At 46.6% G+C, this 15775-nt stretch carries 16 protein-coding genes and 1 pseudogene; 4 read left to right on the top strand and 13 right to left on the bottom strand.

The window, feature by feature from the left end; genetic code table 11:
* The first annotated feature begins 164 nt into the window (after nt 1-164).
* From G3I67_RS15035 to G3I67_RS14525, 3 genes and pseudogenes are all read left to right on the top strand, one after another.
* Nucleotides 165-1150, top strand: a pseudogene (locus tag G3I67_RS15035) (IS3 family transposase).
* Between the two features lie 162 nt (nt 1151-1312).
* A complete protein-coding gene (locus tag G3I67_RS14530; RefSeq protein WP_235931959.1) occupies nt 1313-1990 on the top strand; it encodes an LON peptidase substrate-binding domain-containing protein in 678 nt (225 codons plus the stop codon).
* Nucleotides 1991-1994: 4 nt separating this feature from the next.
* Nucleotides 1995-2855: an oxygenase MpaB family protein gene (locus G3I67_RS14525; RefSeq protein ID WP_163656267.1), complete on the top strand. Its 861-nt coding sequence runs from the start codon at nt 1995-1997 to the stop codon at nt 2853-2855.
* A gap of 115 nt (nt 2856-2970) precedes the next feature.
* Here G3I67_RS14525 and ureG read toward each other — a convergent pair whose 3' ends face one another.
* The 13 genes from ureG to G3I67_RS14460 all read right to left on the bottom strand — a co-directional run bounded on the left by ureG (nt 2971) and on the right by G3I67_RS14460 (nt 14615).
* The gene (gene ureG / locus G3I67_RS14520; RefSeq protein WP_163656266.1) at nt 2971-3618 is read right to left on the bottom strand and encodes an urease accessory protein UreG; all 648 of its coding nucleotides are present in this window, start codon (nt 3616-3618) and stop codon (nt 2971-2973) included.
* Between the two features lie 18 nt (nt 3619-3636).
* The gene (locus tag G3I67_RS14515) at nt 3637-4326 is read right to left on the bottom strand and encodes an urease accessory protein UreF (RefSeq protein ID WP_163656265.1); all 690 of its coding nucleotides are present in this window, start codon (nt 4324-4326) and stop codon (nt 3637-3639) included.
* Nucleotides 4323-4961 carry an urease accessory protein UreE gene (gene ureE, locus G3I67_RS14510; protein ID WP_163656264.1) on the bottom strand — a complete coding sequence of 213 codons (639 nt, stop codon included), beginning with the start codon at nt 4959-4961 and terminating at the stop codon, nt 4323-4325. The genes G3I67_RS14515 and ureE overlap by 4 nt, the downstream gene beginning before the upstream one ends.
* 2 nt (nt 4962-4963) lie before the next feature.
* The gene (gene ureC / locus G3I67_RS14505; RefSeq protein ID WP_163656263.1) at nt 4964-6658 is read right to left on the bottom strand and encodes an urease subunit alpha; all 1695 of its coding nucleotides are present in this window, start codon (nt 6656-6658) and stop codon (nt 4964-4966) included.
* Nucleotides 6651-6962, bottom strand: a complete 312-nt coding sequence (locus tag G3I67_RS14500) for an urease subunit beta (protein ID WP_163656268.1) — start codon at nt 6960-6962, stop codon at nt 6651-6653. Before G3I67_RS14500 ends, ureC begins: the two co-directional genes overlap by 8 nt.
* Nucleotides 6963-7159: 197 nt before the next feature.
* Entirely contained in the window at nt 7160-7462 is a 303-nt protein-coding gene (locus G3I67_RS14495) for an urease subunit gamma (RefSeq protein ID WP_163656262.1), read from the bottom strand.
* Nucleotides 7463-7497: 35 nt separating this feature from the next.
* A complete protein-coding gene (locus G3I67_RS14490; protein ID WP_163656261.1) occupies nt 7498-8343 on the bottom strand; it encodes an urease accessory protein UreD in 846 nt (281 codons plus the stop codon).
* A gap of 2 nt (nt 8344-8345) precedes the next feature.
* Entirely contained in the window at nt 8346-9044 is a 699-nt protein-coding gene (gene urtE, locus G3I67_RS14485; protein ID WP_163656260.1) for an urea ABC transporter ATP-binding subunit UrtE, read from the bottom strand.
* A 5-nt stretch (nt 9045-9049) separates the two neighbouring features.
* Complete coding sequence (gene urtD / locus G3I67_RS14480; protein WP_163656259.1) at nt 9050-9898, bottom strand: urea ABC transporter ATP-binding protein UrtD; 849 nt, start codon at nt 9896-9898, stop codon at nt 9050-9052.
* Nucleotides 9895-10992 carry an urea ABC transporter permease subunit UrtC gene (gene urtC / locus G3I67_RS14475; protein ID WP_163656258.1) on the bottom strand — a complete coding sequence of 366 codons (1098 nt, stop codon included), beginning with the start codon at nt 10990-10992 and terminating at the stop codon, nt 9895-9897. The genes urtD and urtC overlap by 4 nt, the downstream gene beginning before the upstream one ends.
* The gene (gene urtB, locus G3I67_RS14470; RefSeq protein ID WP_163656257.1) at nt 10989-12611 is read right to left on the bottom strand and encodes an urea ABC transporter permease subunit UrtB; all 1623 of its coding nucleotides are present in this window, start codon (nt 12609-12611) and stop codon (nt 10989-10991) included. Before urtB ends, urtC begins: the two co-directional genes overlap by 4 nt.
* A gap of 20 nt (nt 12612-12631) precedes the next feature.
* Nucleotides 12632-13882 (bottom strand): urea ABC transporter substrate-binding protein, encoded by a 1251-nt coding sequence (gene urtA / locus G3I67_RS14465; RefSeq protein WP_163656256.1) that lies wholly within the window; start codon nt 13880-13882, stop codon nt 12632-12634.
* 466 nt (nt 13883-14348) lie between these two features.
* Nucleotides 14349-14615, bottom strand: a complete 267-nt coding sequence (locus tag G3I67_RS14460) for a hypothetical protein (protein WP_163656255.1) — start codon at nt 14613-14615, stop codon at nt 14349-14351.
* 420 nt (nt 14616-15035) lie between these two features.
* Here G3I67_RS14460 and G3I67_RS14455 point away from each other — a divergent pair, with 420 nt between their 5' ends.
* Nucleotides 15036-15461, top strand: coding sequence for a DnaB-like helicase C-terminal domain-containing protein (locus tag G3I67_RS14455; protein ID WP_163656254.1), 426 nt, complete (start codon nt 15036-15038; stop codon nt 15459-15461).
* Nucleotides 15462-15775 lie beyond the last annotated feature (314 nt).

Here is a 15775-nt window from a genome sequence, read left to right as displayed (position 1 = left end):
ATGATCTTGATTTGCATGTATTCCTCGTATGAAACCATCGCCGCTCAAAAAACGACGATTATCCCTTTGTCGAGGTGTATCAATTTTCACCTGCCGACCTGTATCAATTTACAGTTGCCGATGACAACGCCCCTGAATTTTAAGTCGAGGCGGTTAAGCAAGTTGTGGATAAGGGTCATTCGGTTGTCGATGTGGCCAAGCGACTGAGTATTGCAGAGGGTCTGATTTATACCTGGGTCAGAAAGTCTGCACAATCAGAACAACCATTGGCTGGTGACCTTCAAGTGCTACAAGACGAGGTGCTCAAACTGAAGGCTGAGCTGCGACGATCGACTGAGGAGCGTGACATCCTAAAAAAGGCCGCGGTGAGTTCAATTGATCAATGCAACACTATCTATTTAAATCGTCAGGAGGTGTTGTATGGCAAGGATGGGGCGTCCTGGGTTGTCAGATCAGGAAAAATCGGAATTGTGGCATCTATGGGAGCCCCAGGATATTCTGTGATTTGCGTGAAGCGGGAGTGGCTTGTACCGAAAATCGAGTTGCCAAGCTTATGCGAGCCGCTCAGATTCGATCGGTGCGAGGCCATAAACGTCCTCGATTCAAGGCAGGTAAGCCATCAGTCGTTGCACCAAATCAATTAAACGGCAGTTTCAACATGACACACCTGATCACGCATGCGTGACAGACATTACATACATTCGCACGTATGAGGGTTGGTTATATTTATCGGCGGTCTTGGACCTACACTCTCGCTCAGTCGTTGGATGGAGCATGGGGCCAAGAATGCAAACAAGTCTGGTTCTGGACGCATTGACAATGGCAGTCTGGCGACGTAAGCCCAAGGCACCTGTCATCATTCACTCAGATCAAGGCAGTCAATTTGGAAGCGACGCATTCACCCGCTGGTGTCACGATAACCGTTTGAGTCCCAGTATGAGCCGTCGAGGTAATTGCTGGGATAATGCGGTAGCGGAATCATTCTTTAGCAGTCTAAAGAGTGAGCTGGTTAAAAGAATATTCGCCACTCGTGACCAGGCTCGTTCAGAGATATTTGATTACATTGAAGGTTTCTATAATCGGATCAGGCGGCACAAACACTTAACAATTAAGTCCTTACGAGTTCGAAAGACGTCAAACTGCGTTATGAAAACGTCTACGAATTTGGGGGAATGCCATAATATATTTTGGTAAAGAACATCTGCCAATACTGGCGGGAAAACCATCTCATAAAGATAGTTAATCTTTGCATCAAAAACAATGGATGGTATAAAAAAATTTTGACTGTACTTAATGCCCAATCACGGTATTAATGCGGCAAGTCGCCAATCCATTACTTGAACGCATGAAAGAATTTAATACTAGTCCACAAAAAATACCTTTATTCCCCCTAAATACTGTACTTTTCCCGGATGGCCTTATTTCGCTCAAAATTTTTGAGGCTCGTTATCTCGACATGATCAAAAAATGCTTGCGTGACAAGACCGAATTCGGTGTCATCAGCATGATCAAAAATCCAGACATCGATAACCAAAGCTTGTCCTTCACATTTGCGAATATTGGAACACTCGCGCTCATTCAAGATTTTGATCCGATACAGCCTGCTTTATATATGACCAAATCGCTTGGTTCGCAACGATTCAAGTTATTGAAATTCGCTCAGGAAAGCAGTGGCTTATGGATGGGCGAAGTTGAATTGATGGAAAATGATCCACTTATCCCCATTCCCCAGGAACATCTAGGGATGTCCAAATTGCTGGGCGAAATTATTTCGACACTTCAAAGCAATGATCTACCGAGCGATGCAATCATCAAGAAGCCCTTTAGATTAGATGATTGTGGGTGGGTGTCTAATCGTATTGCTGAGATATTGCAAATTCCGCTTGCCCAAAAAAATCATCTCCTTGCTCAAACTAATCCCCGCATCAGACTCGACCTCATTGCTGAAATAATTGAAGACGATGATTTTAATAAAATCATGATGCACTAATGACATGTTCGGTAATCTGATTCGCAAAACGGTTTGGGAAATGGTCGGTGAAAGTGGTCCGCCCGTAAAGTTTTTAACACCAAAGGGGGATCGAGGTTTATTCGGTCCCGATTCAGTAGTTTGGATCATTCATGCCGACTTTATCACCATGATGATCGGAGGAATCAGTTCCTTAATTTTGCAGGCACTACATCCGCAAGCACTTGCAGGAATATGGGATCACTCTTCGTTTAGAGAAGATCTCAAGGGTCGCCTGAGTAGAACAGCATATTTTATAGCTGCAACGACATATGGGCCGACCGACATGGCCAATCAAGTCATTGACAGGGTGAATCATATCCACAGCAAAATATCCGGCTCAGATGAGTTTGGAAAACCCTATTCTGCTACAGACCCTCATTTACTTGCATGGGTTCATCTTACGGAAACACGTAGCTTTATGTGCGCCTATGAACATCATCGAAAAAATAATATGACTATAAATGAGAAAAATAAATATTTTTTTGAAATGAAAACCTTAGGTGAAAGAATGGGAGCGATAAACCTTCCTAGCACTTATGACAGCACCGAAAATGCAATAAAAAATTACATTCCAGAACTATATTATGGTGATCGAGCCAAGAGCATCATTCATTTACTTGAAAACTTTCCCGGCAATATGACGACCAAGCCTTTTATCAATCTTATTAGTCGGGCAAGCTTTATGAATCTACCAGATTGGGTTTATCCACTCATCAATAGAGCAAGGCCAACTTATTTTGAAAGACTTACTCTCCAAAAAAGTATTGGGATGATGGCTATCCCCGTTCGCAAAGCCCTCAAAGACGGCGTCGCTGCCCACTCCATTCGTCGAGTTTATGGGTAAGAATATCAAACTATTCAAAACAGTGACTACACTATTGTTCGTAGGTTGAAATGTTTTTAATAGCGCAATAGTCCGGGCAGAACTTTCAAAAGATTTAAGCGATGGCCAGCACGTGTTATTCATAAGTCATGCAAATGCAACCAGACAGCATACCTCTATGCTCTATGAATTTAATTACATCTAACAAGCCCTGACCAGTCTTGAGGTTAGTCATCACATAAGGCTTATTGGGTCGCATGCGTCGAGTGTCAGTCTCCATGATCTCTAAATTGGCACCAACGTGAGGTGCGAGATCGGTTTTATTGATCACCAGCAAATCAGATTTGGTGATTCCAGGACCTCCTTTGCGAGGGATTTTTTCTCCCCCTGCCACATCGATGACATAAATCGTCAAGTCTGACAATTCCGGACTGAAGGTTGCAGCCAAATTGTCACCACCAGACTCAATGAAAACGATATCCGCCTCTGGAAATTTCTCCAACATTCTGTCAACTGCTTCAAGGTTGATGGAAGCATCTTCTCGGATAGCCGTATGCGGACATCCGCCTGTTTCGACCCCCATGATCCGATCTGCGGGAAGCGCTCCAGAAATAGTAAGAAGACGCTGATCCTCTTTAGTGTATATGTCGTTAGTAATCGCCACGACATCATATTGGTCTCGAATCTGTTTACAAAGAACTTCCAACAAGGTCGTTTTGCCAGACCCAACCGGACCTCCAATGCCGACACGAAGAGGAGGAAGTTTTTTAGTGCGCAAGGACATAGTTTTCTCTCAACAGCTTTAGGAACGAAAAAGTCTTGAGTATTGTGTTTCGTGAATTGACGACAAAATAGCAAGTTGATGCGCAATGGTATTGAGTCGAGGTGGATCATGGGTTGCACGATCGAGCGCCTCCTCAACTACCGCAGGAATGAAGATGGAAATCTCCTGCAATATCCTTTGCCCCGATGTTTGCCCCAATGGAATGGACTTGATCGCTGCCATTGCCTGATTTTCGAGCCACGAAAAAAAATATGCTGTTAGTGCATGCCGCTTATCAATACCCCTGTATTGACACATATACGCATGCGCACAAGGGTAGGTTACAGGGTGGATGGACTGCAAGCTTGCTAGGTCTGCGACATCTACCCATGCCAATTGCTCCGAAAGCTTAACCAGTGACCAGCCCATCTGCTGAGTTTCTAGCCTAAATTCATTAGTTTCACGGCAGGCTAAAAACCATTCGTTCCAGTATTTGACTTGATCGACTTCACTTTTTTGCCATGCTTCATAGATCAACACCCAAATCGGCCCCTCGCAAGCTGCAATAGGTCCGGTCAAGATATCCTTGATCCAGCTGCAAGCATCTTTTTCATTCTTGACTAGCCCCACCGCCACAGCCGATTCGAACCCCTGAGAATAGCTAAAGCCCCCGATCGGAAGTGCAGGTGAAGCAATTTGCAGCAATTGGAGCAATGATGCCGCATTCATTTTTCACCGTTACCGGTACTTTCTTTTTTTGGAGATGCAGAATCTTGCAGAACAGTCTTACTCACATGGTTATGCACATGATACTGAGAGTGAACATGTCCGTGATCATGTAAATGCGTATGGTCATGTGCGTGGTATGCGGATTGAGCGAGACTATAGTCCTCCTTAAAACTTGCATCATGGCCGTGTTTATGACCACCACCGTATGCGCCATGCTCTGGCTCAAAGGGCAATGATGCTTGCTCGACCTTTACACCAATGAGACGCAACATATCTGACAAGACAGAATCGTCTTCCAGAAGCAGATGCGTCGGGCCAACCTCGACAGGCACATGACGGTTGCCCAAATGATAAGCCGCGCGAAGTAAGTCATGCGGGTTGTTGGCTGTCACCCTCAGAACATGTTCATTTTCAGCAACCACCATGATCAACCCACCATCATCGGCAACCAGCACATCTCCTGCCCTCATGACACTGCCTCTTTGCAGACTGATCGCAACCTCTTCCCCATTCGACAGGTTTGCTAACAGTCGGCTCTTACTGCGTTCATAAAAAGGCAAAACCAAGGATGGGGCTGCTTTCAGCAACGCGCGTGAAATCTGCCTGGCATGAATTTTTTTCGTTACAGAGCGCATGTTCAAAATAAGAAATATCGTTGTGCCATGGGCAATACGGCTGCAGGTTCGCATACCAACTCTACCCCGTCGGCATAAACTTGATAAGTTTCAGGGTCAACGCTGATGCTAGGCAGGTAGCTGTTGTGCACCATGTCAGATTTAGAAATTTGCCTAGTCTTTCTGACTGCTTCCAAGGGCTTTTTGAGTCCAAGGCATTGAACATCTGGATGATCGATTGCGGCAGACGAAACAAATGTAATAGCCACTTGTTCGGGTGCGAATGATCCAAACATAGGTCTATAGTGAACTGGCTGGGGCGTGGGTATTGATGCATTGGCATCACCCATCGGTGCAGCTGCGATGATGCCCCCCTTTAGAATAAGACTTGGTTTAACTCCAAAAAACGCTGGTTTCCAAATCACTAGATCCGCTAGCTTACCCACTTCAATGGAACCAACAACATGGCTGATACCATGAGTAATCGCAGGGTTGATCGAGTATTTTGCAATATATCTCTTGACCCTGTTGTTATCTGCGCGGCCGTCACCTGACAAGCTACCACGCTGAAGTTTCATCTTGTGTGCGGTTTGCCAAGTTCTGAGTATGACCTCCCCCACCCTACCCATAGCTTGGCTGTCTGAACTCATCATTGAGAACGCCCCGAGGTCATGCAAGATATCCTCGGCTGCTATCGTTTCTCGGCGGATCCGGCTCTCCGCAAATGCAATATCTTCGGTAATTGAAGGATCGAGGTGATGGCAAACCATCAACATGTCCAAATGTTCATCAACGGTATTAACGGTGTAGGGCATGGTAGGATTTGTGGACGACGGCAACACATTGGGCAAGGATGCAGCACGAATAATGTCGGGCGCGTGACCACCGCCAGCACCTTCCGTATGAAAAGTGTGGATCGTCCGTCCCTTGAACGACTTAATGGTCGAATCAACAAAACCAGATTCGTTCAGAGTGTCCGTATGAATAGCGACCTGAACATCCATATCCTCTGCCACACCCAGACAACAATCAATCGCAGCAGGTGTGGTTCCCCAATCTTCATGCAATTTCAGACCGATCGCACCAGCCTGCACCTGCTCGAAAAGCGGTCCTGGTAAGCTAGCATTGCCTTTACCTAAAAATCCTAGATTCATCGGAAATGCATCCGCGGCCTTCAACATACGATGAATGTGCCATGGTCCTGGTGTGCATGTGGTGGCAAAGGTCCCTGTGGCGGGACCAGTGCCGCCACCTAACATGGTCGTAACTCCACTCATTAAGGCTTCTTCGATCTGCTGTGGACAGATAAAATGAATATGGGAATCGATACCGCCAGGTGTGACAATCATTCCCTCTCCAGCAATGATTTCTGTACCCGGTCCGATGACAATGTCCACACCTGGCTGAATATCGGGATTGCCCGCTTTTCCTATTTTCTGAATGAAACCCTTTTTGATTCCGATGTCGGCTTTAACTACTCCCCAATGGTCGATGATCAAGGCATTAGTAATAACTGTGTCCGCACAATTCGCTGACAATCGCTGACTTTGGCCCATTCCATCTCGAATCACTTTGCCGCCACCAAACTTGACCTCCTCGCCGTAGATGGTGAAATCTCTTTCCACCTCTACCCATAGGGCCGTATCAGCTAGGCGAACTCTATCTCCAGTAGTGGGACCAAACATTTCAGCGTATGCACGTCTGGATATCTTATTCATCGAGACTTCCCATGATATTGGCGTTGAATCCATAAACAATCCGATCACCGCCCAAGGCGACAAGCATGACTGTCCTTTTTTGACCTGGCTCAAATCGGACGGCCGTTCCAGCTGCAATATTGAGCCTGAAACCTCTGGCCTTGACTCTGTCAAACTGCAAGGCTTGATTGACCTCGTAAAAGTGATAATGGGATCCAACCTGAATCGGTCGATCGCCCGTATTTGTCACAGGGAGCAACAATATTTCACGATCTACATTCATGACAATATCGTCGCCTTGCACATCAATCTGACCTGGAATCATGGCATGCCCTATCGCTTGCGAGCCAATAACACCAGTACACCGATCAACAACATCGTGATGAGCTGCTCCCAGCCGATATGTGAATGCATCCATCCAAAAAGAGTGTGTTCAATATGTCCCTCATGAGCGATAGCAGTATGCCCAGTGCTTAATGCTATTAATATCGCAACAATAATTTTATTAAGCATGACTTGACCTCATTGAATTGGTTGATGAACGGTAACGAGCTTGGTTCCATCCGGAAACGTTGCCTCGACTTGAATTTCTGTGATCAGCTCGGGTACCCCTTCCATGACATCCTTCCTAGTCAACAACGTGGTGCCTTCATGCATCAGATCGGCGACAGTCCTGCCGTCTCTGGCACCTTCCATGATCGCAGCAGATAAAAATGCAACCGCTTCTGGATAGTTCAGCAACAACCCTCGACTACGGCGCCTTTCAGCAAGCAGTGCAGCAGTAAAAATCAGCAGCTTGTCTTTTTCTCTTGGTGTAAGTTCCATGTTTGTCTCGCGGATCTTGGTGTATCAAATAAAAATCAGGTATTCCATAAACGCAAATAATGAGAAGGCAATCCGCTCACAGTCTGCCTGAGGGACATCCACGTTTCGATGAATAATTGCTTTATGTCCTCAACTTCGTTCGCTAAAGCGCGTAGGACCATCAGGCCGTGGCCCTGATCCAAGTCGAGACAAGTCACTCCTACCCTGAAACTATCGGACCAAGGCAAGTTGGATGCCATATCCTCAGCACTTTCGCGCGTGACATTAACTGAACACAGCCACATCGTCCCGAAAACAGAAAATGAGGACAAACCGCAACTCGACTCAATAGCTTGACAAAATGGATCAAACTGAGAGGAATCTAACCAGACCAACTTGTCATTTAGAAACCATTCAGTGACTATGCTAGTTGTTGCATGCTGCCACGCCTCTCCGGAAGCCGTACGGCCCAGCTGATTAATTTCCCAAGCGATCAGACTCGAACCGACTTCCTGTTGGATCACCAATCTAGAACTAGCAGCAACATGATCGAAGAAAATATTCTCCTGTGGCAAATAGTCTAAATGTGCGTCTTTGTTAACTTGTAGATGAATAGTCTGGCTGGATGGCTTTCCGTTTGACTTGTACCATTTAGTTGCGCCAGGGGTAGTAAGCACCGTCTTTGATTCGTGACGACTGCTGACATTTATGCTGAGATGATCCCCTCCTGCAATCCCAGCTGGCGGGTGAAGAATCACAGCATGACATACTGCATTACCCTCTGGATAAAGTGCCTTTTGCACCATCAATGGGCCATGATGCTTTCTCTTAGACATCAGCGTCCTGTTTTCCCAGAAGGAAAACTCCAGCTCAAGAGCTGCCTGCCAGATTTGATGTGACATGTTCATACTGACAAAAAGCGACGGACTTCCGGACTATTCATGTCTGAATGCGGCCCAGACACAACGACTTCACCCCGAGACAACACCACAAATCGGTCTGCTAGTTCATTGGCGAAATCAAAGTATTGTTCACACAGCAAGATCGCCATGTCACCACGATCACGCAACATTCGAATAACTCGACCGATATCCTTGATTATGGATGGCTGGATACCCTCAGTTGGTTCATCAAAAATGATCAGTTTGGGTTCCGCCAACAATGCTCTGGCGATCGCAAGCTGTTGCTGTTGACCTCCTGACAAGTCACCTCCTCTTCTTCGCAGCATAGTTTTCAGCACAGGAAAGAGATCAAAGATCTCATGCTTGATCTGGCTTGCACGAGCGGAAGGCTTGATCGCCATACCCATCAAAAGATTTTCCTCAACTGTGAGTCTGGAGAAAATTTCCCGTCCTTGAGGAACATATGCCATGCGCAGTGCTGCTCTGCGATGTGGAGGTAGCGAGGTAATGTCCTGTCCTTCAAAAATAACCGTGCCCGACGATACAGGCTGCACACCCATCAAGCATTTCAGGAGGGTGGTTTTGCCTACACCATTTCTTCCCAGCAAAGCCAGACACTCGCCTTTTTTGACCGATAAGCTGACGCTGCGCAGCGTATGACTGCTACCGTAAAACTGCTGGATCGCATTAACTTCAAGCATGGCACTCATCGCCCCAGATAAACCTCTATTACTCTTTGATCAGACTGAACATGCTGCATGGTTCCCTCAGCAAGTACAGAACCTTCACTTAAAACAGTAACTTTGCCATCTCTGGCAATCTCAGTGACAAAATCCATGTCATGCTCCACCACGACAAGGGAGTGCTTTCCACGTAAGGTATTGAATAGCTCGGCAGTCCGTTCAGTTTCAGCATCAGTCATCCCTGCAACAGGCTCGTCTAGCAACAAAAGCTGTGGATCCTGCATCAACAGCATGCCTATTTCGAGCCATTGCTTTTGACCATGAGACAGCAAGCCAGCCTGTCGATATGCTTCGTTCGACAGACGCAACAACATAAGGATTTCATCGATTCGATCGCGCTGAGTACCAGTTAGTCTGGCAAACAGAGTCGACCAGACCTTCTTTTCGGCTTTCATTGCCAATTCCAAGTTTTCAAGTACAGTATGTTGCTCAAAAACAGTGGGACGTTGAAATTTTCTTCCAATCCCGGCTGTGGCAATCTGAGACTCGGACAATGTCGTTAGATCGATAGTTTGACCGAAATATGCCGTCCCAGAGGTTGGACGCGTTTTTCCGGTGATCACGTCCATCATTGTCGTCTTCCCTGCACCATTGGGCCCAATGATGCATCTGAGTTCACCCACACCAATGTCTAGATTTAGATCATTTAAGGCCCTGAATCCGTCAAATACCACGCTAATGGATTCGAGATAAAGAATGGCACCATGTGTGGTGTCCAACCCTGCTTTGGCAATTCTCCCATAACTTGGATCACCATTGGCTCCATCAAGAACAGCAATCGTAGACTGATCATCAAACACTTTCGCGATCATGCTCGAGCCTCCTTCGTATTCCAAAGACGCCGAAATAAACCGACCAATCCTTGTGGAAGAAATATTGTCACCAGAACAAAAATCAATCCAAGCGCATAGAGCCAAAACTCTGGAAATACACTCGTGAACCAGGTCTTGAGTCCGTTGATAGTGCCAGCACCAATAATCGGTCCGATCAATGTTCCACGGCCTCCTGTGGCAACCCATATAACCATCTCAATCGAATTTTCAGTCGACATTTCTCCAGGATTTATGATCCCTATTTGAGGTACGTACAATGCACCTGCAATCGCACACAACACAGCTGAAAGTGTCCAAATGAAAAGCTTGAAGCCCAAGGGCTCATAACCAATAAATCGAACTCTGCTTTCTGAATCCCTGATAGCCATCAACACCTTTCCAAGGCGTGATTGAGTGATGGCACGCGACAAAATTAGAGCAATCAACAAGATACTCAAGCTAATCCAGTACAAAGCCGCACGTGTTTCCGGCGCAGTTATGTCAAAGCCAAGGATTGTCTTGAAATCAGTAAAACCATTATTGCCACCAAACCCGGTCTCATTCCTGAAGAACAGCAACATGGCTGCAAAGGTCAGCGCCTGAGTAATGATAGAAAAATACACACCCTTAATGCGTGAACGAAATGCAAAGTATCCAAATAAAAAGGCCAAGACCCCAGGTACTAAAACAACTAATAGCATGGCGTACCAAAAATACTCGGTAAAGGACCAAAACCACGGAAATGATTTCCAGGATAAAAATGTCATGAAATCAGGAAGCAAATCTGGAGATGGCTTGGATGCTCTCATTAGATACATACCATGTGCATATCCGCCCAATGCGAAAAACAGACCATGGCCAAGTGACAGAATGCCCGCGTAGCCCCAAACCAAATCGAGGGCAAGGGCTGCCAAAGCGTAGCAAATAAACTTCCCAATCAATCCAATTGCATAGGATGAGACATGCAAGGCATGGCCAACCGGGACGATCATATTGAGCAAAGGCAACAACGCAAAGATAGTTGTCACAAAAAAAATCCCCATCCAAGCGCGAGCGTTATAGAGAGGCACTCTGGCTAATGTAGTTTGCCTCATTCAACACTCCTACCTTTGGGTGCGAAGAGTCCTTGCGGACGCTTTTGAACAAATAGAACAATGAGGAGAAGGATGGCAATCTTAGCAATCACGGCACCCCAGAAAGGCTCAATCAGCTTGTTGATTGCACCCAGACCTAATGCTGCCACCACAGTGCCTGCCAGCTGGCCGACCCCACCGAGCACAACAACCATAAAAGAGTCCACGATATAACTGCGACCCAGATCTGGACCTACATTTCCTAACTGAGACAACGCAACGCCACCTAATCCAGCTATGCCAGCACCCAGTCCAAACGCCATCATGTCTACCTTGCCCGTCGGCACACCGACGCAGTCGGCCATCCGCCTGTTTAATGTGATCGCCCGCACAAACAAGCCCAGACGAGTACGATTCAAAATCAGCCAGACCGTCAATACGACAATTAGAGAAAAAATCATGATTGCAATTCGGTTGTAACTGAGGACTAACCCCCCCATTACCGTCAACCCACCTGACATCCATGAAGGATTAGCTACCTCGACATTCTGCGCACCATATATAGATCGCACAACTTGCATAAGGATCAGACTAATGCCCCAGGTTGCCAGCAGGGTCTCAAGCGGCCGCCCATATAGCCAGCGAATTACCGTCCTCTCGATCGCCATTCCGACCAGTGCAGTAACAAGAAAAGCCACTGGCAGCGCTGCGATGAGGTACCAATTCATCCACTCTGGAAACCATGATTTGAACAAGGCCTGCATCATATATGTTGCATAGGCGCCAATCATAAGCAGCTCACCATGTGCCATATTGATAACGCCCATCAATCCGAATGTGATGGCAAGACCAAGCGCCGCGAGCAGAAGCACACTTCCAAGACTGATTCCAAAGAAGATATTGCCCGCCCAGGAGATCAAAGACTGATGACGATCAATCTGATTAATCGCTTGCAAAGCTGCACGACGCACTCGCTCGTCTGGTTCAGCAAACATGCCAGCACCATCTTTCTGAAGCAATGAAACGAGCGCTGGCCGATAATCACCAATACCGCTGGTGCCCAACATATTCACAGCCGAAAGGCGAACTTGCGGGTCGCTGCTTTTCAACTGCATACCCGCGAGCGCAATCTGCATGGCATCTTTTACGCGTCCGTCTCTTTCGCGCTGTAAGGCACGCTCAACGGTTGGAATATGAGAGGAATCAATTTCCTTCTGCATCCGAATAGCAGCGCTCAATCTAACCGATGCATCGGTTGCAAACAGTGCCACCGTTGCCTGAGATAGCTGAATAGCGCGACGTAACCGGTTATTAAGCATCAAGGGCTGCTCGTTACCAGATAATGGGACCTGATCACCACTAGCAATATCTATGACATCCTTACCTTCCTGAGTCACTAAGATATTGCCATTGCTAGAGACTAATACTTTTGACTCGATAAGTGCGGCCAATAATCTGGCCGCACCGGGCATATCACTTTGCCCTAGAGCTTGGATCGCCTGCAAACGTTCATTACTGCTATCGATTGCAAGGCGATGCAAGATGGACGGATCCACCCATGCCGAAGCAAAACCCCAGGAATGCCAGCACAACAGCATCCCCGAGATCAACAGCTTAAGAAAGTTAAGATGCTGTTTCATTTATAGGTAAATACCTGCTATCAAAGACCTTGCTTGCTTTCGTTGCCGGGAATATAAGGACTCCAGGGTTGCGCGCGGATTGGACCCTTGCTCTGCCAGACCACGCTGAACTGACCATTAGGCTGAATTTCACCGATGTAGACTGGCTTGTGTAGATGATGATTTGTCTTGTCCATCATGATCGTATAGCCGTCAGGAGCCTTGAACTGTTGGCCTGCCATAGCCTCAATCACCTTATCTACGTTAGTGGATTGGGATTTTTCCACTGCCTGTTTCCACATGTGGATGCCGATATAAGTTGCCTCCATCGGATCGTTAGTGACTGCTGAACTGTTGTTGGGCAGGTTTTTGGCCTTAGCATAGGCTTTCCACTTAGCAACAAACTCTTTGTTGACCGGGTTGTTCAATGACTCAAAGTAGTTCCAGGCTGCTAGGTGCCCAACCAATGGCTTAGTGTCAACACCGCGCAGTTCTTCCTCTCCTACTGAAAATGCCACGACAGGAACGTCTGTGGCCTTTAAACCGGCATTACCCAGTTCCTTGTAGAAAGGAACATTTGAGTCACCGTTGATGGTGGAAACCACTGCTGTCTTGCCACCTTGAGCAAATTTCTTGATATTGGCGACAATGGTCTGATAGTCGGAATGTCCGAACGGTGTGTAAATCTCTTCAATATCAGATTCCTTGACACCTTTGGATTTGAGAAATGCTCGTAGAATCTTATTTGTCGTACGCGGATAGACATAATCTGTGCCAAGAAGAACAAAACGTTTAGCACCACCACCTTCTTCGCTCATCAAGTACTCAACCGCAGGGATAGCCTGTTGGTTTGGCGCAGCACCGGTATAAAAGACGTTTTTCTCGAGCTCTTCACCCTCATACTGAACTGGGTAAAACAGTAAGCTGTTGAGCTCTTTAAATACCGGCAAGACTGATTTGCGTGAAACAGACGTCCAACACCCGAACACAGCAACAACTTTATCCTGACTAATAAGTTGCCGAGCTTTTTCTGCAAACAAGGGCCAATTAGACGCAGGATCTACGACCACTGCCTCGAGTTTTTTACCCATAACTCCACCGCTTGCGTTAATTTCATCGATCGTCATCAACGCCACGTCTTTCAGAGAGGTCTCCGAAATCGCCATAGTCCCTGACAATGAGTGAAGAATGCCCACCTTGATTGTTTCTTGAGCGTTTGCCTGCGGGAACCATCCTGCCATCGCAAGTGCGCTGACAGCTGTGATATGTTTGAGTACAAGTCTGCGTTTCATTCGTAAGCTCCTAGGTTCATGGTTCGAGCGGCGTTACCGCATCCTGGAATCACACACAACTCATGTTCAATCGAGTGATGCTTTGTGTATCAAGCAAGAACCATGCCAACTAAATCTTTTTGTGCTTCGAATGATCAACCGAAATGAAATAGCATTTTCAAATCTTTTTCACCTCATACAGAAAGCCCCCCCTACTGAAGTATTTTGAGTGACTAACATGCATACAAAACGCAGTAGTATTGCGAAATCACTCTAGTATCTCTATCCGTCTACAAGTTTGGGGAAGTTAGATTCAACTTGGTGCTATTCGCGCACCGTAATGATGCATTTTTTTGCAAGATTTACGAGTTATGTTCAAACTCTGCAAGAATGACAATCACTTTTCTGATCTCATGTATCGTGCTGTCTAAGATAGAACTCTTACGTGGAGGGAGGATTAAGGACATGAAAACTCCTGAATACCATCTTATTTGATGAGCGCCACATTCTGCGGGAACCATGTCTGCCACGTCCTGATCGTGGTGGATTTCAATTCCGGATATGTATTTCGGATGATCGCCCAACGGGAACGACGCACGCCATCAAACCAAGGCTTCTGCTTGATCGCCCTCATGACGATCTCAGAACAGCAGGAGGAGGACTTGCCGGAACCGACCGGACCCATCAGGCCACGGACAAAAGAATCGTCGTTGTGAAACGCAGCGGCATTTGGCCCCGGGGGGAAGTAACTCACCACCCCATCATCAACGTATTCCTCAACGACAGCTTCGGCAAGGACTTATCCAACAGGATCTTGATCGCCCTGATCTGAGAAGTATTGGCGCATATCGCTGTCCTGAGATCAGGTGGGATCAAAAGAAATTGAAAGACAAAGCTCGGACGTGAGATAGCAATAGCTCTGGAGTCCTCAGTACCCCCTATGTCCGTCCGATAAGGCCATGTAGGGGGTAGCGGTGGTCAACGTAAGACCGTCAGTTGTACGTCCAACAGTAATCACTTCTCATACTTTATCCGTCGGACAACCGCATAAAAAATAGCTCTCCGGTCCGTATGTGTAATTACTGAGATAGTCCGTTCTATCCTTCCCATACGGCGGAAGGATAGAACTCTCCTCCATTAGTGTTGTTTTGTGTTGCATTGAGTTACTTAAAAGGTGCTTGTATTGTTATGTGAACCAACGCATAAGACTCCGCTTGTTTTCATTAATTTTTTGAGAGCTAAACGAATTGCCGACCTTGCCCAAGTACACATTCACTTGGTCCACCATGTTCGCAAAGGTGAGACTGAGGACAACAAGCCGAATAAGTTTGACTTAAAGGGCTCAGGGGCAATTGCTGACCTTGCAGACCAAATATTTATGGTCTGGAGAAACAAAAAGCGAGAGGCATATTTCCAAGACCCACACCGAAAACCAGACCAAGACCTAGAGACTCAGGCTGGCGCTACGCTCGCAATTGTTAAGAATCGTCGCGTAGGCATCGAGAAAACATATGCGCTCTGGTTTGACCGAGCATCAAGGCAATTCTGCCCTACCAGTGACGCAAGGCCGTTTGATTTAACTATGGGGGCGCTAGCATGATGGCAATAGCGTTTGAAGACTTTGACCTCAGTGAAATCTTTGGGAAGCCTCACATAACCGAGACAGAGCTTGAGTACTACCCATGGTTGGGCTTTGAATTAGCCTCTGAGGACTGACTAAGGGGGGGGGCGGGTAAAAAGTCTGGAATATGAAAAGACAGTAAACCGCACTCATCCACACGCGCAGAGTAATGCTCCGGTCATTACCGTCTTGCAATAACAATAATATTCAAATACTGCGTGGTTAATGCCAATTCCGGATTATCGTGACCGATGATTCCGATTTATCGTGACCAGGCCAGAGCACAAATTTCA

The sequence above is a fragment of the Sheuella amnicola genome (assembly GCF_010499255.1).
GTDB lineage: Bacteria > Pseudomonadota > Gammaproteobacteria > Burkholderiales > Burkholderiaceae_B > Zwartia > Zwartia amnicola.
The sequence above is the reverse complement of the archived record's forward strand: the minus strand, read 5'-3'. Positions and strand labels throughout refer to the sequence as shown.

Coding starts and splice junctions, on each gene's coding strand:
- G3I67_RS14530 (WP_235931959.1), top strand. CDS start 1,313: ATGCGGCAAGTCGCCAATCCATTACTTGAACGCATGAAAGAATTTAAT.
- ureC (WP_163656263.1), bottom strand. CDS start 6,658: ATGAATAAGATATCCAGACGTGCATACGCTGAAATGTTTGGTCCCACT.
- urtC (WP_163656258.1), bottom strand. CDS start 10,992: ATGAGGCAAACTACATTAGCCAGAGTGCCTCTCTATAACGCTCGCGCT.
- G3I67_RS14490 (WP_163656261.1), bottom strand. CDS start 8,343: ATGTCACATCAAATCTGGCAGGCAGCTCTTGAGCTGGAGTTTTCCTTC.
- G3I67_RS14515 (WP_163656265.1), bottom strand. CDS start 4,326: ATGAATGCGGCATCATTGCTCCAATTGCTGCAAATTGCTTCACCTGCA.
- urtE (WP_163656260.1), bottom strand. CDS start 9,044: ATGCTTGAAGTTAATGCGATCCAGCAGTTTTACGGTAGCAGTCATACG.
- ureE (WP_163656264.1), bottom strand. CDS start 4,961: ATGCGCTCTGTAACGAAAAAAATTCATGCCAGGCAGATTTCACGCGCG.
- ureG (WP_163656266.1), bottom strand. CDS start 3,618: ATGTCCTTGCGCACTAAAAAACTTCCTCCTCTTCGTGTCGGCATTGGA.
- G3I67_RS14495 (WP_163656262.1), bottom strand. CDS start 7,462: ATGGAACTTACACCAAGAGAAAAAGACAAGCTGCTGATTTTTACTGCT.
- urtB (WP_163656257.1), bottom strand. CDS start 12,611: ATGAAACAGCATCTTAACTTTCTTAAGCTGTTGATCTCGGGGATGCTG.
- urtA (WP_163656256.1), bottom strand. CDS start 13,882: ATGAAACGCAGACTTGTACTCAAACATATCACAGCTGTCAGCGCACTT.
- G3I67_RS14500 (WP_163656268.1), bottom strand. CDS start 6,962: ATGATTCCAGGTCAGATTGATGTGCAAGGCGACGATATTGTCATGAAT.
- urtD (WP_163656259.1), bottom strand. CDS start 9,898: ATGATCGCGAAAGTGTTTGATGATCAGTCTACGATTGCTGTTCTTGAT.
- G3I67_RS14525 (WP_163656267.1), top strand. CDS start 1,995: ATGTTCGGTAATCTGATTCGCAAAACGGTTTGGGAAATGGTCGGTGAA.